The sequence below is a fragment of the Geobacter metallireducens GS-15 genome (assembly GCF_000012925.1).
GTDB classification, from domain to species: Bacteria; Desulfobacterota; Desulfuromonadia; order Geobacterales; family Geobacteraceae; genus Geobacter; species Geobacter metallireducens.
Window position 1 is genome coordinate 1,815,786 of record NC_007517.1, and the last position, 14,261, is coordinate 1,830,046.

At 59.6% G+C, this 14,261-nt stretch carries 16 protein-coding genes and 1 pseudogene; 12 read left to right on the forward strand and 5 right to left on the reverse strand.

What is annotated here, in order from left to right; translation table 11 throughout:
• Positions 1-15: 15 nt before the first annotated feature.
• Positions 16-1,107 (reverse strand): phosphotransacetylase family protein, encoded by a 1,092-nt coding sequence (locus tag GMET_RS08120; protein ID WP_004511448.1) that lies wholly within the window; start codon positions 1,105-1,107, stop codon positions 16-18.
• Between the two features lie 347 nt (positions 1,108-1,454).
• Between GMET_RS08120 and GMET_RS08125 the strand changes: the two genes are divergently transcribed.
• Positions 1,455-1,697: a hypothetical protein gene (locus GMET_RS08125; protein ID WP_004511447.1), complete on the forward strand. Its 243-nt coding sequence runs from the start codon at positions 1,455-1,457 to the stop codon at positions 1,695-1,697.
• A gap of 3 nt (positions 1,698-1,700) precedes the next feature.
• Positions 1,701-2,156: a YaaR family protein gene (locus GMET_RS08130; RefSeq protein ID WP_004511446.1), complete on the forward strand. Its 456-nt coding sequence runs from the start codon at positions 1,701-1,703 to the stop codon at positions 2,154-2,156.
• 15 nt (positions 2,157-2,171) lie between these two features.
• Here the strand turns inward: GMET_RS08130 and GMET_RS08135 are convergent, their stop codons facing one another.
• A complete protein-coding gene (locus GMET_RS08135) occupies positions 2,172-3,629 on the reverse strand; it encodes an RtcB family protein (protein WP_004511445.1) in 1,458 nt (485 codons plus the stop codon).
• A 101-nt stretch (positions 3,630-3,730) separates the two neighbouring features.
• Entirely contained in the window at positions 3,731-4,276 is a 546-nt protein-coding gene (locus GMET_RS08140; protein ID WP_004511444.1) for an HD domain-containing protein, read from the reverse strand.
• Positions 4,277-4,389: 113 nt separating this feature from the next.
• On the opposite strand from GMET_RS08140, the pseudogene GMET_RS08145 reads away from it, so the two are divergent.
• The 9 genes and pseudogenes from GMET_RS08145 to GMET_RS08185 form a co-directional block, all read left to right on the forward strand.
• Positions 4,390-4,710: pseudogene (locus GMET_RS08145) on the forward strand (peptide chain release factor-like protein); the annotation flags it as partial.
• An 82-nt stretch (positions 4,711-4,792) separates the two neighbouring features.
• Positions 4,793-5,257, forward strand: coding sequence for a deoxycytidylate deaminase (locus GMET_RS08150; RefSeq protein ID WP_004511442.1), 465 nt, complete (start codon positions 4,793-4,795; stop codon positions 5,255-5,257).
• Positions 5,254-5,706 carry a transcriptional regulator NrdR gene (gene nrdR / locus GMET_RS08155; RefSeq protein ID WP_004511441.1) on the forward strand — a complete coding sequence of 151 codons (453 nt, stop codon included), beginning with the start codon at positions 5,254-5,256 and terminating at the stop codon, positions 5,704-5,706. Before GMET_RS08150 ends, nrdR begins: the two co-directional genes overlap by 4 nt.
• A gap of 3 nt (positions 5,707-5,709) precedes the next feature.
• Complete coding sequence (gene ribD / locus GMET_RS08160) at positions 5,710-6,822, forward strand: bifunctional diaminohydroxyphosphoribosylaminopyrimidine deaminase/5-amino-6-(5-phosphoribosylamino)uracil reductase RibD (protein ID WP_004511440.1); 1,113 nt, start codon at positions 5,710-5,712, stop codon at positions 6,820-6,822.
• Positions 6,804-7,454: a riboflavin synthase gene (locus GMET_RS08165; protein WP_004511439.1), complete on the forward strand. Its 651-nt coding sequence runs from the start codon at positions 6,804-6,806 to the stop codon at positions 7,452-7,454. The genes ribD and GMET_RS08165 overlap by 19 nt, the downstream gene beginning before the upstream one ends.
• 40 nt (positions 7,455-7,494) lie before the next feature.
• Positions 7,495-8,697: a bifunctional 3,4-dihydroxy-2-butanone-4-phosphate synthase/GTP cyclohydrolase II gene (locus GMET_RS08170; protein WP_004511438.1), complete on the forward strand. Its 1,203-nt coding sequence runs from the start codon at positions 7,495-7,497 to the stop codon at positions 8,695-8,697.
• Between the two features lie 23 nt (positions 8,698-8,720).
• Positions 8,721-9,188 carry a 6,7-dimethyl-8-ribityllumazine synthase gene (ribE, locus tag GMET_RS08175; protein WP_004511437.1) on the forward strand — a complete coding sequence of 156 codons (468 nt, stop codon included), beginning with the start codon at positions 8,721-8,723 and terminating at the stop codon, positions 9,186-9,188.
• Entirely contained in the window at positions 9,188-9,604 is a 417-nt protein-coding gene (gene nusB, locus GMET_RS08180; RefSeq protein ID WP_004511436.1) for a transcription antitermination factor NusB, read from the forward strand. Before ribE ends, nusB begins: the two co-directional genes overlap by 1 nt.
• Before the next feature lie 43 nt (positions 9,605-9,647).
• Positions 9,648-10,958: a homoserine dehydrogenase gene (locus tag GMET_RS08185; protein ID WP_004511435.1), complete on the forward strand. Its 1,311-nt coding sequence runs from the start codon at positions 9,648-9,650 to the stop codon at positions 10,956-10,958.
• A 54-nt stretch (positions 10,959-11,012) separates the two neighbouring features.
• Here GMET_RS08185 and GMET_RS08190 read toward each other — a convergent pair whose 3' ends face one another.
• Entirely contained in the window at positions 11,013-11,699 is a 687-nt protein-coding gene (locus GMET_RS08190) for an HAD family hydrolase (protein ID WP_004511434.1), read from the reverse strand.
• Positions 11,700-11,725: 26 nt separating this feature from the next.
• On the reverse strand, positions 11,726-13,111 hold the full coding sequence (gene thrC / locus GMET_RS08195) for a threonine synthase (RefSeq protein ID WP_004511433.1): 1,386 nt from the start codon (positions 13,109-13,111) through the stop codon (positions 11,726-11,728).
• Positions 13,112-13,278: 167 nt separating this feature from the next.
• Between thrC and GMET_RS08200 the strand changes: the two genes are divergently transcribed.
• Positions 13,279-14,220: an AAA family ATPase gene (locus GMET_RS08200; RefSeq protein ID WP_004511432.1), complete on the forward strand. Its 942-nt coding sequence runs from the start codon at positions 13,279-13,281 to the stop codon at positions 14,218-14,220.
• Positions 14,221-14,261: the final 41 nt, after the last annotated feature.

The following is a 14,261-nucleotide window of genomic DNA, read 5'->3' on the forward strand; positions in this document are numbered from 1 at the left end:
CTGTTTCAAATGCTTTCAGAGAAGGGCGTCGATCGCTTCGAAGTCGATCTCGTTCTCAGCGTTGGCCCTGATCCAGTTCAGTTTCTCCTGGTCCTCGGCGGTGATCTTTGCCACGTCCTCCATGAGGGTGGTGAAGACATTGGCCGTGGAATCGTGGACCCTGATATAGGGGATATTGCTGTCGTCCAAAATTTGCTGGCTTATTTCCGAAGCGGGTATGTGGCCGGCGATGACAAGTCCCACGATCTTTTCCCGGAAAGCTGGGATGTGATAGAGGGAGGAGAGGGTGACGATGAGCTCGTCGCGGGAGCTGGTTATGACGATGAGGGTCGATTCCTGCAGGGCGTCCACCACCCGCTGGGCAGAGGCTGCCCCCAAGTGAATGTGGTGGATGATGCGGCTTTGCCCGTCGGGGTCGCCGTGGACCGGAAGATTGAGCAGTTTGCCGATGTGGGAGAGGGTAGGGTTTGCCAGGATGGGGGAGTAGTTGAAGCCGCCGCTGATCTTGAGGGGGCGTCCCGGGAAACCTTTGCCGAGGAAGCTGAGAATCGACTCCCGCTTGTCGGCCCTCAGCTTGTTGACGAGTAACATCCGGACATCGGCGTCCTCTTTCTCGTAGAGCGCCAAGTTCAGGTGAACCGCGTCGATGGAGCTTCCGATGCCGCTGTCGGTCACGATGATGACCGGAGCGTTGAGGGTATGGGCAACGCAGGCGTTGCTGAGGCCGATGACCGATCCGACGCCGCCGTGCCCGGCCCCTTCGATGATGAGGAAATCATATTTCTTGTCGAGAATTTCAAAGGCTTCGAGAATCTTCGTCTTGAGGACATTGCAATCGAGCTTGCCGCTGAGGAAATCGCGGGTGAAGTTCTTGTGGAGCGAAACCGGGTTCATGAGGGGAAGGTCCTCCTCCAGCCCGAAGGTTCTGGCCATGAGAATGGCGTCCATGTCGACGGTGAGGCCGTTGTATCCCTCGATCTTGGGGCCGATGGGTTTGATGAAGCCCACTCGGTCGTATTTCTGGCGTGCCAGGTGCATGAGCGATACGCTCATGGTGGTCTTGCCGCAGTTCTGTCCCGTCGCGCCGATGAAGACTCTCTTCGCCATCCGTTTCCCCCGCGGTGATTGAATTCCATCAGATATTCAAGACGTACCTATTGCCCGACAACGAGCGTTGTCGAAGTGAAGATGAGTATACACTATAGATTGAGGTGGCGAGAGAAAAAACTCTCTGTATTGCTGGGCAATCAGGGTTGGTGGGATAGTAACGGCCGAATCAATATCTTATTCAATGTAGTTGGCCTGTTTTGTGCACAACAGTTCATGATATTTCGACCGGAAGGTGCCCAGTGAAATCTCTACTCTTGCTACTTCCTGCAGTTCTAGCTGTGGTTGGCTGTTCGCCTGTTCGTGGGCAGTTGAGTGATTGGCAGGGTGCCAGGCTCGACGAGCTGATGGGGCAGGCCGGCCCTCCCTCGTCCGTTTCCGCCGACATGGCCGGGAACAAGTATTATCACTGGCTTGAGGACCGGGGCGGCGTGTACACCTATAATGGGCCGGTCAATCTCAAGTGCGAACGGATTTTCGGTGTCGATGAGCGGGAGGTCATTACCTCGTTTGCCTGGGACGGCAACTGTCTCGCCTTGCCTGACTCCCCTTGGCAGCGTATTTCGCAAAGCCGGCAAGGAACGGAATGATTCATGCGGATAAATGACAAAATTTCGTCACGGGATGTCGGGAAGAAGGCAGGAAAAGGTGCGCTCGTGCGAACGGGTGGTGGGGAAGCCAATTCCCCCTTTGTGCGGGCGCTGACGCTGCACCGGACGGAGCTTGACACCTATGAACAGCAACTCCAGGACCTGAAGGAAGAGATTGACCGGGCCGGTACCGACCTGGAGCGCGAACCGACCGTAGCCAATTTCCGGACCTTTCGCGATCTCATCGCTACCCTTGCCAAAACGGTGACATCCAACGCCTATCGCCTTGAGCGGGTAGGGGGAACATCCCTCAATCCCCGCTGCTTCGAGATCATTACGGTAATCGACCGGGAGGCGGACAACCTTTTGAACCTCATCATGACGGAAAACAAGGACCGCCTGAAGATCACCAACAAAATCATGGAACTCAAGGGGCTGATTGTCGACTTTCTTACCTGATCGTTCGCCTGGCACCTACCCCTTGACATTGCCGATGGGGAGAAGTCGCACGACCCGCCGGCTCAGGTGGGCCCGTTCCGTCGCCTCGGCAACGTCGTCGATGTCCTTGTACGCCCGTCCCGACTCCTCGGCAAGCCCGCCCCACGAAGCGGTCCGCACGTAAATTCCCCGCTCCTCCATGTCCCGCTGCAGCTTCTGTCCCCTCACCATCTTCTTGGCCTGGTGCCTGCTCATGGTCCGTCCGCTGCCGTGGGCCGTGGTGAAGAAGGTTTCGCTTCCCCCGGGCTCTCCCGCCAGAAGGTAGGAACCCGTCTCCATGCTCCCGCCGATGATGACCGGCTGGCCCGTTTCCCGGTAGCGTTCGGGCAACCCTTCCATGCCGGGGCCGAATGCGCGGGTCGCCCCCTTGCGGTGAATGAGGAGTTCTCGCCTTCGTCCGTCAACCATGTGGGTCTCCAGCTTCGCGGTGTTGTGGGCCACATCGTAGACCATCTCCATTCCCAGGTCGGCGGGGTCGCGGCCGAAGTTGTCGGAAAAGACCTCGCGGATGCGGTGGAGGATCACCTGCCGGTTGGCAAAGGCCATGTTGACGGCGCACTTCATGGCGGCGAAGTAGTCCTGCCCCTCCCGGGAACGGAACGGTGCACAGGCCAATTCCCGGTCGTTGACGGTGATGCCGTATTTCCGCTCCATGACCGACAGAAAGAGCTGCAGGTAGTCGGTGGCCACCTGATGCCCGAAGCCCCGGCTGCCACAGTGGAACATGATCACCACCTGGTTCGGGATGGTGATGCCGAAGGCCCTGGCAAGCTCCTCGTTGTATATGTTCTCCGGCCGAGCCACCTGAATCTCCAGATAGTGGTTGCCCGAGCCGAGGGTGCCGATCTGGTTGTAACCACGGTCTATGGCCTTGTGGCTGATCTTTGAAGCGTCGGCCCCCGGGAAACAGCCACCTTCCTCAGTCATCTCCAGGTCCTCGGGCCAGGCGAACCCCCTCTTCAGGCACCAGCGGGACCCCTGCTCGGCAACGGTACAGAACTCATCGTGGGAAAGGCTGACGAAACCGTGGCTCCCGACCCCTGCCGGCACTCGGTAGAAGAGGGCGTCCACCAGCTCCCTGAGACGTGGCTTGACCTCTTCTTCGGTGAGATTGGTGAGGACAAGCCGCATGCCGCAGTTGATGTCGAAGCCGATACCGCCGGGGGAGATGACGCCGGTTTCCGGATCCATGGCCGCCAGGCCGCCGATGGGGAACCCGTACCCCCAGTGGCCGTCGGGCATGCAGAAGGCATACTTCTGGATGCCGGGGAGGCAGGCCACGTTTGACACCTGGTCAAAGACCCCGGCGTCCATGGCGGTGATCAGTTTCTCCGTGGCGAATATCCGGGCCGGCACCAACATGCCGGGTTTATAGGAAACGGGAAGCTCCCAGGTGGTGTCGGTTATCCTCTTGAGGGCCGATGGTGCGGGCATGACCTGACCTCCTTTCGCGGACTTGGTACACTATAACACAGGAAAAGTCTTTTGCCGGAAGGGGGGATGGAGGGGTGTATGGGTAAGTATGCAAGTATATGTTAGTCGCCGAATTCCAGTAGCCACTGCTCGAAAATCGCAACGCGATGTTCCCCATGCCTGATGAGCCCCTTGCGGATTTCGGGGGGGCTTTTCTCATGGTTCAGGGAATTCCCCTTTTTCGAGAAAAAGAGGTCGGCATAACAGATAATTCTTTCCTCCCGGGTGACAGGCACCATTTCCCTCAGGGGAAGGGGGAGCCCCTGTCTCACGATATCGTCGACGGTCAGACCGACGCCGATGTGGCGTTCGCAGACCATGGCATGCCGGGGCAATCCCTCGGCCTCCAGTATTTCGCGACCGATGATGCCATGGAGGATGTAGGGTGAATCGCCGGAGCAGCCAATGCCAGGAGAATCGGTTCCGCAGACGCCTATATCATGCAGCAGCGCGGCCTCTTCGATGAACCGCAGGTCGAGGTCGGGATCATTAAGGGTGCGAGCAATGCGCAGTGCCTTGTCTGCCACCATTCTGCTGTGTTCAAGAACGATGGCACAAGCCCGTGTTTCTTCGCCGAAGTGTCGGGTAAGTATATGCTCAACATTCATCCGGTTGCCTCCGCTTGGTAATGGATTTATTATTGATGTTCGTCCTGTTGTCTGTCAACCTTGGACATTTACGAGTCTGATTCCGATTCAGTTGGGCCGGGGGAACCGCCATGATCGAGATCAATGAGGCAGATCTTAAATTCGAGTTCTATCGCGGTTCGGGACCAGGGGGCCAGCACCGCAATGTGACTGAAAGCGGCGTCCGCATCAGGCATGTTCCAACCGGTGTCGTGGTCCAGGCCTGCGAAAGCCGTTCCCAGGCCCGCAACCGCGAGATTGCCCTGGAGCGACTGCGCCAGATACTGGAGCGCCGTGAACGGCGTGTAAAAAAACGGGTTGCCACCACGGTTCCCCGCGGCCAGAAAGAGAAGCGGATCGAAGAGAAGAAACGGCGCTCCCTGACCAAGCGCCTGAGAACTCCTTCAGAGGATTAGCCGTATGCGTATTTGGCTAATTCCTTGACCTTGCGGCGTTTCTCGGGTATTCTTGCCCACCACTTCACCCCACGGAGCCCCCATGACCCGACCCACCTGGGACGAATATTTCATGGAAATCACCCATCTGGTTGCCAAGCGTTCCACCTGTCTGCGCCGGCAGGTGGGTGCTGTTATCGTGAAGGACAAGAATATCCTGGCCACGGGCTATAATGGTGCCCCATCAGGCGTTGCCCATTGTCTCGAGGTGGGATGTCTTCGGGCCAAACTCGGCATTCCGTCGGGTGAGCGACACGAACTCTGCCGGGGCCTCCATGCCGAGCAGAACGCCATTATCCAGGCGGCAAAGCACGGCATCAACATCGATGGCGGCACCCTTTACTGCACCACCATGCCGTGCATCATCTGCTCGAAGATGCTCATCAATGCCGGCATCCGCCGCGTTGTCTACGAAGAGGGCTACTCGGACGAACTGGCCCGGGAGATGATCGGCGAATCGGGGGTCGTGGTGGAAAAATTTGGTGATATAAGGGGGGAAACCCCGTGAAATGCCCCTTTTGCGCCCATCCTGACAGCAAGGTCGTTGACTCCCGCCCCGACAAGGGTGGGGCTGCTATCCGGCGTCGCCGCGAGTGCGAATCCTGCGCCAAGCGCTTTACGACCCATGAGCGGATTGAGGAGACTCTTCCCCTGGTTCTCAAGAAGGACGGCCGCCGGGAGCCCTTCGACCGGATGAAGATCGTGGGCGGCATCCTGAAGGCGTGTGAGAAGCGCCAGGTGTCGCGGGAGACCGTCGACCGTCTCGTGGACCGGCTCGAAGGACGGCTCCAGGAGTGGAGCGAGAAGGAAGTACCCAGTACCACCATCGGCGAGTGGGTCATGACCGAACTCCATGACATCGACGAGGTGGCCTATGTCCGTTTTGCCTCCGTCTACCGCTCCTTCAAGGACGTGAACGAGTTCATGGCCGAACTGCAGGACCTCCTGAAGAAGTAACCCATGGATGTGTCTCCCGAAAAGATCATGAAGCGTGCTCTGGCGCTGGCAAGGCGGGGCAAGGGCAAAACGTCTCCGAATCCGGCGGTGGGGTGCGTCATCGTGCGGGACGGTGCAATCGTCGGCGAAGGGTGGCACCGGAAGGCCGGCACCCCCCATGCCGAGGTCCATGCCCTGCGGCAGGCCGGCGAGCTGGCCCGGGGCGCCGATGTCTACGTGACTCTGGAGCCCTGCTCCCACTTCGGCAAGACTCCCCCGTGTGCCGATGCGCTGGTCGAGGCAGGGGTGGGGCGCGTGTTCGTCGGCATGGTGGACCCGAATCCGAAGGTTTCCGGGCGCGGCATCGAGCGGCTTCGGGTTGCCGGCATCGAGGTGGTTACCGGGATACGGGAGGCGGAGTGCCGCCGGCTTAACGAGCCATTCGTGAAACACGTGACCACCGGGCTTCCCTTTGTGATCCTCAAGTCGGCCATGACCATGGACGGCAAGACCGCTACCGCTTCGGGCGATTCGCGCTGGATAACCAACGAAAAATCAAGGCGCTACGTTCATAAACTTCGATCAATGGTCGATGCGATAATGGTCGGTGTCGGCACTGTCTTGGCCGATGACCCCCAGCTTACGGCGCGAATCCCGCGGGGGAAGGATCCTGTCCGGGTTGTGGTGGACAGTTCCCTCAGAATCCCCTCTGGTGCCCGGATGCTCCACCAGGAGTCCCCGGCAACAACCGTCGTTGCCACCGTCTCGGAAGACCGAAACCGGATCGTGAAGCTGGAATCTGCAGGTGCCGAAGTGCTCCGTTGCCATGCCGTCATGGGGCGCATTGATCTGCGCGATCTCCTTGCCCGCCTCGGTGCCCGTGGGGTGCAATCGATCCTCCTCGAAGGGGGGAGCGAACTGGCCGGCGAAGCACTCCGTGCCGGGCTCATCGACAAATGTGTCCTCTTCTACGCCCCCAAGTTTTTGGGGGGAGCCGCCGGTCTGGGGCTCTTTGGCGGGCCGTCGGCCGAAAGAATGGATGGATGCTGCCGGCTGAAGGATGTAAGCGTGCGGCGTTTCGGCGATGACGTGATGATCGAGGCTTATCCGGAGGATTTATGTTTACCGGGCTCATAGAAGACGTAGGATCGGTAAGAAGGCTTGAACGGGCAGGGGGGGCGGCACGGCTCACCACCGCCACAAAAATTCCGCTGGATTCCATTGCCCTCGGTGACTCGGTTGCGGTGAATGGGGCCTGCCTCACGGTTGTGGCAAAGGGAGGAGGCGAACTCACCTTTGACGCCTCCCCGGAAACCCTGGAGCGGACCACTCTCGGCACCCTCGGCACCGGAGCCCCCGTGAACCTGGAAAGGGCACTGCGTCTTGGCGACCGCCTGGGTGGCCACATCGTCACCGGCCATGTGGACTTTATCGCCGATGTCTCCGAACGGCGCGAGGTTGCCGGCAACATTGTCTTCGGTTTCCGCATCCCAGGGCAATTTGCCCGTTATCTGGTGGCCAAGGGTTCGGTCACCATCGACGGAATCAGTCTTACGGTTAATACCGTCACTGATAGCGGTTTTTCGGTCAATATCATCCCCCATACCGCTGCAATGACCACCCTGAACGGCATGAAACCGGGTGGACGGGTTAATATTGAAACGGACATTCTGGGGAAATATGTCGAGCGCCTCCTGGCCTTTGGAAGCACGGGTCAGAAGGAGGGTGGTCTCAGTCTTGAACTGCTTGCAAAGAGCGGCTTTCTGTGAGATATAACGTTGTTATTACTTCTCATGAACGGAGTCGACAATGACGGTTGCTAGAATAGAAGAAGCCATAGAGGACATCAAGCAGGGGAAAATGATCATTCTCGTGGATGATGAGGACCGCGAGAACGAGGGTGATCTTACCATGGCCGCCGAGATGATCACCCCTGAAGCGATCAACTACATGGCAAAGTATGGCCGTGGTCTGATCTGTCTCACCATGACCTCGGAGCGGTGCGATTACCTCAGGTTGCCGCTCATGGTGTCCGACAATACCTCGTCCTTCGGTACCGCCTTTACCGTCTCCATTGAGGCAAAACGGGGAGTGACCACCGGCATCTCCGCCGCTGACCGTGCCCATACAGTTCTCACAGCCGTGGCCGATGCCACGAAACCGGAGGACCTTGCCCGGCCCGGCCACATATTCCCGCTGCGGGCCCGTAACGGTGGTGTCCTCGTCCGGGCGGGGCAGACCGAAGGGTCAGTGGATCTGGCCCGTCTTGCAGGCCTCAAGCCGGCTGGCGTCATCTGTGAGATCATGAACGATGACGGCACCATGGCCCGGATGCCGCAACTGAAGAAATTCGCCAAGGAGCACGGGATCAAGATCTGCACTATTGCTGACCTAGTCGCCTACCGGCTCAAGCACGAGTCCTTGGTCCGCCGGGCTGCCGATGTGGAACTCCCCACCGAAGCTGGTGAGTTCCGGGCCATCGCCTTCGAAAACGATGTGGACAAGCTGGAGCACCTGGCACTCGTGAAGGGAGAGATCAGTGGGGATGAGCCAATACTCGTCCGGGTTCATTCCGAGTGCATGACCGGCGATGTTTTCGGGAGTCTCCGGTGCGATTGCGGCGGCCAGCTTCACCGGGCCATGGAGATGATTGAGGCCGAGGGGAAAGGGGCTATCCTCTATATGCGCCAGGAAGGACGGGGAATCGGCTTGTTCAACAAGCTCAAGGCCTATGCCCTTCAGGACCAGGGGAAGGATACCGTTGAGGCTAACCTGGAGCTCGGCTTCAAGCCCGACATGCGCGACTACGGCATCGGCGCCCAGATCCTCGTGGACCTCGGAATCAAGAACATCCGCCTCATGACCAACAACCCCCGGAAGCTGATTGGCCTCCAGGGATACGGAATCAATATAGTGGAACGGGTACCCATCGAGATTCCCGCCACGGGGAGCAATGCCGGCTACCTGAAGACAAAACGCGAGAAGCTGGGACACCTGCTGGAAAATATCTGAGATACGGCGAGGAGGGATTTATCATGCCGCGATTTATTGAAGGAAAACTGGATGCCACGGGGCTCAAGTTCGGCATCATCGTGGGCCGTTTCAACAGCTTCATTGGTGAGCGCCTTCTGGAGGGGGCCCTCGATGCCCTGGTTCGTAACGGAGCAGATGAGGCGACCATTGATGTGGCCCGGGTGCCCGGCGCCTTCGAGATCCCCCTGACCGCCAAGAAAATGGCCCAGACAGGGAGCTATGACGCCATCATCTGTCTCGGCGCGGTGATCAGGGGCTCGACCCCCCATTTTGACTACGTGGCCGCCGAGGTCTCCAAGGGGGTTGCCCACGTGTCGCTGGAAACCGGCGTTCCGGTTTCCTTCGGCGTACTCACCACCGATACCATCGAGCAGGCCGTGGAGCGGGCAGGCACCAAGGCCGGCAACAAGGGCTTCGACGCCGCCATGACCGCCATTGAAACCGTCCGCGTTTTCCGGGAGTTCCGCTAGTGGGTGCCCGACGCCTCGGAAGGGAGATCGCCCTTCAGCTTCTCTACTCCCGCGATTATACCGTGGGTGAGGCCTCCTCGCTTCTTGAGATGGTCTTTGACGAAGCCGAGCCGGGGACCGCTGCGGGGCGGGCTTTTTCCGACGAACTGGTTCGCGGTGTTCTTGAGCACCGCGAAACTATCGACGCAACGATAACCGAGAAGTCGAAAAACTGGGCCATCTCCCGCATGGCGAAGGTGGATCTCAACATCCTCCGGCTTGCGATTTACGAGCTCCTCTACCGTGGCGACATCCCCAAGAACGTCACCATCAACGAGGCCATCGAAGTGGCGAAAAAATTCGGTACCGAGGATTCGCCTGCCTTCATCAACGGCATCCTCGACGAGGTCGCCTCGACCCTCCCCGACAAGGGGTAGCTCCAGCCATTGCATCGCGTCATTCCATACTGAGCGAGGACGTATGAACGAGATAAAGGTGGGCCTTCTCGGCCTGGGGACCATTGGTACGGGGGTCGCCAAGCTGCTCATGACCAATGCCGATCTGATCGCCGCCAAGGTGGGCGCCCGGATTACCCTGAAAAAGATCGCCGATCTGGATATAACCACCGACCGGGGGATTGCGCTTCCGGCGGACATTCTCACCACCAACGCCGACGAGGTGCTCACCGATCCGGAGATCAGCGTGGTGATCGAGTTGATCGGCGGCTATGAGCCGGCCAAGCGCTTCGTGCTCAAGGCCATCGAAAACGGCAAGCATGTGGTTACCGCCAACAAGGCGCTTCTGGCTCTCCACGGTGAAGAGATCTACCCTGCCGCGGCCCGCAAGGGGGTAGAGGTTCTGTTTGAGGCCGCGGTCGGGGGAGGCATCCCGGTCATTTCCGCCATACGCGGGAACATGGCAGCCAATAATTTTTCCACTGTTTTCGGCATACTGAACGGAACATGCAATTACATACTTACCCGAATGACCAAGGAGGGGGTGGACTTCGCCGACGTTCTCAAGAAGGCCCAGGAACTCGGTTATGCTGAGGCTGACCCCACCTTCGACATCGAGGGGGTGGACACGGCCCACAAGCTGGCGCTCCTTGTTTCCCTCTGCTTCGGGACCCGGGTCACCTTCAGCGACATCCATACGGAAGGAATCAGTTCCCTCTCCTCCGTTGACATCAAGTTTGCCCGGGACTTCGGGTACAAGATCAAGCTCCTGGCCATCGGCAAGCGGGACGGCGACCGGGTGGAGGCCCGGGTTCACCCCACCATGATCCCGGTCAACAATCCGCTGGCCGATGTAGATGGCGCCTTTAACGCCATCCGCTTCACCGGCGACTTCATCGGTCCGGTCATGTTCTATGGCCGCGGTGCCGGCATGGACCCTACCGCCAGCGCCGTGGTGGGTGATATCATCGAGGTCTCCCGCAACATCGTGGCGGGCATCGGCCGTCGTTGTGCTCCTCTCGGCTACTGTGACGAGGCGGTCGCCACTCTTCCGCTCAAGCCCATGGGGGAAATCGAGAGCAAGTACTACATTCGCTTCAGCGCCGTGGACAGGCCCGGTGTTCTGGCGAGAATCTCCGGGATTCTCGGAAAGTACGACATCAGCATCGAGTCCATGGTCCAGAGCGGCCGCATGGCCGGCGAGGAGGTCCCCATCGTCATCATGACCCATGAGGCCAGGGAAAGCGATGTACGGACGGCCCTCGACGAGATCGACACCTTTGATATCATTACCCAGAAGAGCCAGGTCATCCGGATTGAGGACAATCTGGAATAGACGGAGAGCTACAGCAGTGAAACGTGAAAGGCGGCCCGAACAGGCCGCCTTTTTTCATGGGTTGAGGCTTACCGATGAGGTGTCGGGCGAGGGGATGAGCTGGTTGAAATAGTGGATTGACGCGAACCGTTCCGAGGGGAGAGGATGCACCGTCGAGCTGTAGCGGCTCACGTAGATGAGGTGGCTGATACCATAGGCTTCCGCCGTGCCGAGGTTCGTCTCGCTGTCCTCGCCGAGCATGGTACGGGCCGGGTCGTAGGGGACGGTCTTCCTGAGCATTCCCCAGAAAGCCACGTCTTCCTTGGGGAGACCGACTTCGTGGGCCGAGACGATGCCGGTAAAGTAGGGCCCGATGCGGGTTTTGCGCATCTTGATGTCAAGGGTCTTGCCGTGGGCGTTGGTCACCAGCCAGATCTCCTTGGCGTGCTGCCGGAGAAACAGAAGAAATTCCACCACGCCGGGATGGACGGCGATGAGGTGCTCTACTTCGAGCTTCAGAAGCGGGATGTCGAGCCCGAGCCGGTCGGACCAGTAGTCGAGGTCGGTCCAGTTGAGGGTCCGCTCCTGGGAGCGGAATTGGGCGTAGAGGGACTTCTTGGCCGTATCGAGGGGGATGCCGTTCTTGGCCGCGTAGCGTTTCGGCACGTGCTCGAGCCAGAAATGATCGTCGAAATGGCGGTCCAGGAGGGTGCCGTCCATGTCGAGGAGCACCGTATCGATCTGATTCCAGTCAATAGTCATGGGGATCGGTTTAAAAGGAAAAGGCCCTACAGGGCCTTTTTCTCGATGAATGCCTTTATGGCGTCGCGGTCCGCATCGAGCACGTCGCATCGGCTCGGAAGGGCTTCGATTCCTTCCAGGGAGGTCGGTCGGGAAGGCTCGAAACCCACGGCACGGACCACCGCCTCGGCGAACTTGGCCGGGTGAGCCGTGGCGAGGCAGACGGCGGGAGTGCCGTCCTGCACCAGTTCCAGGGCCGCCTTGACGCCGACCGCCGTGTGGGGGTCGAGGATGTAGCCGGTCTCCCGGTGAAAGGCGGCGATGGTCGCGATGGTCTCATCCTCGTTCACCGAGCGGGAGAGGAACTCATCCCGCACCTTCTCCATTTCGGCCTCGGTGAAGTCGATCCGCCCCTTCGTGGGGAGGGCGGCGAACGCCTCGCGGACCCGGGCGGGGTTCTCGCCGAAGAGGTAGTAGACATACCGCTCGAAGTTGGAGGCCAGCTGGATATCCATGGACGGGGATACGGTCGCCACCACGTCTCCGAGGGAATAGTCACCCCCGTTGATGAACCGGGAGAGGATATTGTTCTCGTTGGTGGCCAGGATCAACCGTCTGATCGGCAGACCCATCCGCTTTGCCACGTAGCCGGCGAAAATATCGCCGAAATTGCCGGTCGGAACCGAGAAGACCACCTCCTGGCCGAAGAGCGCGGCAACCCGGAAGTAGGCGTAGAAGTAGTAGACCACCTGGGCCAGGACCCGGGCCCAGTTGATGGAGTTGACGGCGCCCAAGGAGTACTTTTCCTTGAAGGGGAGATCGCTGAAGAGGCTCTTCACGATGTTCTGGCAGTCGTCAAAGGTCCCCCGCGCGGCGATGTTGTGCACGTTCGGATCGAGCACCGTGGTCATCTGCAGGGCCTGCACCGGCGAGGTCTTGCCGTGGGGATGGAGGATGAAGATGTTGATCTTGTCCTTTCCCCGGACGCCGTAGATGGCGGCACTGCCGGTGTCGCCCGAGGTGGCGCCGACGATGTTCATCTTTTCCCCGCGCTCCTTCAGCAGGTACTCGAAGAGGTTGCCGAGGAGCTGCAGCGCCACGTCTTTGAAGGCAAGGGTCGGCCCGTGGAAGAGTTCCAGGATGTACACACCGTCCTTTTCCACCACCGGTGTAATCTCCGGATGGGAGAAGGTGGCGTAGGAGCGGTCGATGAGATCCTTGAGGTCCTGCGCGGGAATGTCATCGGCGAAGAGGGATATCACGTTGAACGCCAGATCCTGGTAGGAGAGGCTTTGCCACGATTCGAGCGTGTTGCGGCCAAGGGCCGGGATGGTCTCCGGCAGCAGAAGCCCGCCGTCGGTGGCGAGTCCCATCATGACCGCGTCCTTGAATCCGATGGGGGCGATGGCACCCCGGGTACTGATATAGTTCATAGTGATCAAATCTCCGCTGTTTTTTGTGTAAAAGACGAAGCATCTTAACAGTAATCCCGCGAAAAGGGAAGGGGACGGACCGCTCCGGCCGTGGGCCTTTCCTCTGCTCTCGGGAGTGTGGTACTATTGTCTGGCTGAAAGCACTTTTTGCCCGAAAGGCGCCCACCATGAATCTTGCAAAACGGGCCGAGATGCTCCATGTCATCGATACCCTGGCCACCCATTACCTGAAGGGAAAGGTGCGGGCGGTTCGGCTCTCGGTCATCGCCCTTCTTTCCGGCGGGCACATCCTTCTTGAGGACATTCCCGGCCTCGGCAAGACCACCCTGGCGCTGGCCCTGGCCAAAGCGTTGGGGCTCTCTTTCGGCCGGGTCCAGTGCACGAGCGACCTCCTTCCCACCGACATCACGGGGCTTTCCATCTTCAATCGCGAAGAGAGTCGGTTCACCTTTGTCTCGGGGCCGATTTTCAACAACGTGGTGCTTGTGGACGAGATCAACCGGGCCATGCCCAAAACCCAGAGCGCACTTCTGGAGGCCATGGAAGAGCGGAAAGTGACCGTGGAAGGGACGACCCATCATCTGCCGGGACCGTTTCTTGTTATAGCCACCCAGAACCCTGTGGAGCAGGTGGGAACCTATCCGCTTCCCGAGTCCCAGCTCGACCGGTTCATGGTCAGAAGCGGTATTGGCTATCCCCCCGACATCATCGAGAAGGCGATTATCAAGGGAGGGAGTATCCGGGATGGGATCCAGAGCCTTGAACCGCTCGTTTCGGCTAATGACATCGCCGAGGCCCAGCGTGCCGTGAAGGAAGGGGTCTATCTCTCTGACACCGTCGTTGATTACCTCTACACCATCGTTGCCGCCACCCGAAACCATCCCGCTATCTCCTCGGGGATCTCCACCCGGGGGGCCATCGGCATGGCCGAAACCGCCAAGGCGCATGCCTACCTGGAGGGGCGAGACTACGTCATTCCCGAGGATGTGAAGGCCATTGCCGTACCAGTGGGTGCCCACCGCCTCATCCTCACCATGGAGAACGAGAACCTGGACAAGGGGGAGCTATTAAACGCCGTCCTGAACGCCATCCCGGTTCCGCTGGCCTGAAGCTCACGCGGGCCGGCGCCGCCTATATCGCCATCACGCTC

What these genes read in the sequence shown, in the direction of transcription:
- GMET_RS08170 (WP_004511438.1), top strand. Translation starts at nt 7,495, where the DNA reads ATGACGGTTGCTAGAATAGAAGAAGCCATAGAGGACATCAAGCAGGGG.
- GMET_RS08130 (WP_004511446.1), top strand. Translation starts at nt 1,701, where the DNA reads ATGCGGATAAATGACAAAATTTCGTCACGGGATGTCGGGAAGAAGGCA.
- GMET_RS08165 (WP_004511439.1), top strand. Translation starts at nt 6,804, where the DNA reads ATGTTTACCGGGCTCATAGAAGACGTAGGATCGGTAAGAAGGCTTGAA.
- GMET_RS08125 (WP_004511447.1), top strand. Translation starts at nt 1,455, where the DNA reads ATGGGGCAGGCCGGCCCTCCCTCGTCCGTTTCCGCCGACATGGCCGGG.
- ribE (WP_004511437.1), top strand. Translation starts at nt 8,721, where the DNA reads ATGCCGCGATTTATTGAAGGAAAACTGGATGCCACGGGGCTCAAGTTC.
- GMET_RS08120 (WP_004511448.1), bottom strand. Translation starts at nt 1,107, where the DNA reads ATGGCGAAGAGAGTCTTCATCGGCGCGACGGGACAGAACTGCGGCAAG.
- GMET_RS08190 (WP_004511434.1), bottom strand. Translation starts at nt 11,699, where the DNA reads ATGACTATTGACTGGAATCAGATCGATACGGTGCTCCTCGACATGGAC.
- GMET_RS08200 (WP_004511432.1), top strand. Translation starts at nt 13,279, where the DNA reads ATGAATCTTGCAAAACGGGCCGAGATGCTCCATGTCATCGATACCCTG.
- ribD (WP_004511440.1), top strand. Translation starts at nt 5,710, where the DNA reads ATGGATGTGTCTCCCGAAAAGATCATGAAGCGTGCTCTGGCGCTGGCA.
- thrC (WP_004511433.1), bottom strand. Translation starts at nt 13,111, where the DNA reads ATGAACTATATCAGTACCCGGGGTGCCATCGCCCCCATCGGATTCAAG.
- GMET_RS08150 (WP_004511442.1), top strand. Translation starts at nt 4,793, where the DNA reads ATGACCCGACCCACCTGGGACGAATATTTCATGGAAATCACCCATCTG.
- GMET_RS08185 (WP_004511435.1), top strand. Translation starts at nt 9,648, where the DNA reads ATGAACGAGATAAAGGTGGGCCTTCTCGGCCTGGGGACCATTGGTACG.
- GMET_RS08140 (WP_004511444.1), bottom strand. Translation starts at nt 4,276, where the DNA reads ATGAATGTTGAGCATATACTTACCCGACACTTCGGCGAAGAAACACGG.
- GMET_RS08135 (WP_004511445.1), bottom strand. Translation starts at nt 3,629, where the DNA reads ATGCCCGCACCATCGGCCCTCAAGAGGATAACCGACACCACCTGGGAG.